Raw genomic sequence first — 1,774 nt, 5'->3', positions numbered from 1 at the left:
CAGCCGGGCCGGCCACGGCGACGGCCGCGGCAGCCGAAACGCCCCACTTCTCTTCGAGGAGCTTTGCGAGTTCAGCAGCCTCGAGCACGGTGAGGCTCGAGAGGTCGTCAACGATCTTCTGCAAGTCAGCCATTGTTCAGTTTCCTTGAGTGTAAGTCTGGTTCGGGTTTGAGTTTTGCGAAGGGCGTCAGGCCGCTTCGCCCTTTGAGGCATGAGCCTGGATGACGCGCGCGAGCTTGCCCGCAGGCGCGTTGGCGAGCTGAGCGATCTTGGTCGCCGGGGCCACAATGAGGCCGACGATCTTGCCGCGCAGTTCATCAAGCGACGGCAGCGAGGCAAGCGCCTTCACGCCGTCGACATTCAGGACGGTCTTCCCCATCGATCCGCCGACGATGACGAACTTTTCGTTCGCCTTGGCGAATTCGATGGCGACCTTTGGCGCCGCTACCGGATCGTTCGAAGTGGCGATCACGGTCGGTCCCTTCAGCATGGGGCCGATGGCAACGACATCAGTGCCTTCAAGAGCAATTTTGGCGAGACGGTTCTTCGAGACCTTCACCGCAGCACCCGCCTGCTTCATCTGCTGGCGCAGCTTCTGCATCTGGGCGACGGTGAGGCCGGAATATTGAGCAACGACCGCGACGCTCGTGGTCTTGAAGACCTCATTGAGCTGTTCGACCGCTTCCTTTTTTGCCGCTCGTTCCACAGCAAGCTCTCTCCGGTTGGCGGTCATCGCAAAAAGCGGGACCACCGGGTTGCACCCATCGTCCCGCCCGAACCTGAACCTCGGGGCCAAAACCCCACGGACACGCCGGGCAAGACGACAATTCAAAGCCTGCCCTCCGGGAGCCCTGGAGCCCACGGCGTGTCGAGGTCCGAACCAGACTCGTTTCGCAGATCAGCCCTAGAAGCTGGATGCGAAGTGAAATCCGGTCTTCACCCGTCTATGCAGGCCATGCGATTAAGCCGTTGAGAAATCGAAATTTCCCGCCGGCGCCTGCAGTCTTGGACAGGACAAGGTCAGCCGGCGAACCGCCCGACCTCTGCTCGCATCCCACCAACGACGGGCTTTCCTTCCTTTTCCGGCAAATCCTTGCGGACGTCCTGAAAAGGAATGATCTCCTGTCATGCCGGTTTTTCGGAATGCGTGCACGAACGCGCCAGCCGAGGCCGGCACGTTCGGAGGCGGTTCTTTAACCGCTCCGGGCCTGCTTGCCAAGAGCAAAATTCACACCAGTTCCAATCGATTGCCGGCCGGGCTTGATCCCGGCCGACAAGGGCCGATTCAGGCCGATTTGACCGCGTAAGGCAGCGGTTTGCCCGCGAAGAACGCGGTCAGGTTCGCCAGGACGCAGTTTTGCATGGCAACGTGCGAATCCAGGGTGTGGCCGCCGATATGCGGAGCGAATACCACATTGGGCAGCGCGGTCAGCGCATCGGGGGCGTGCGGCTCCTTCTCGAAGACGTCGAGGCCGGCGCCGGCGATGGTCCTGTCGGTGAGCGCCGCCACCAGGGCCTTCTCGTCGATCACCGACCCGCGGGAGATGTTGACGACATAGCCGTCCGCGCCGAGTCGCCGAAGGATGTCGGCATTGACGACGTGCTGGGTCTCGGCCCCTGCCCGCACCGCGATCATCAGCACGCTGCACCAGTCGGCCAGCGCCTCCAGCGACGGGGAATATTGATAGGGCAAATCATACTTGCTGCGGCTGAAATAGCCGACCTCGCTCTCGAAGGCCGCGCAGCGCATGGCAATCTTGCGGCCGATCTCGCC

2 protein-coding genes and 1 pseudogene are annotated in these 1,774 nt (G+C 62.1%); all 3 read right to left on the bottom strand.

From position 1 onward, the window contains the following. Positions 1–133, bottom strand: a pseudogene (locus IC50_RS21945) (50S ribosomal protein L7/L12); the annotation flags it as partial. Positions 134–187: 54 nt separating this feature from the next. Beyond that, complete coding sequence (gene rplJ / locus IC50_RS21940; protein ID WP_035709556.1) at positions 188–706, bottom strand: 50S ribosomal protein L10; 519 nt, start codon at positions 704–706, stop codon at positions 188–190. Between the two features lie 579 nt (positions 707–1,285). Further along, a partial coding sequence (locus IC50_RS21935) for an NAD(P)-dependent oxidoreductase (RefSeq protein ID WP_035709552.1) occupies positions 1,286–1,774 on the bottom strand: 489 nt, incomplete at its 5' end.

Source organism: Bradyrhizobium genomosp. I (2014), assembly GCF_000261685.1.
Classification (GTDB): Bacteria; Pseudomonadota; Alphaproteobacteria; order Rhizobiales; family Xanthobacteraceae; genus Bradyrhizobium.
Note: the sequence above shows the minus strand (reverse complement) of the source record. Positions and strands in the feature narration are given on the sequence as shown.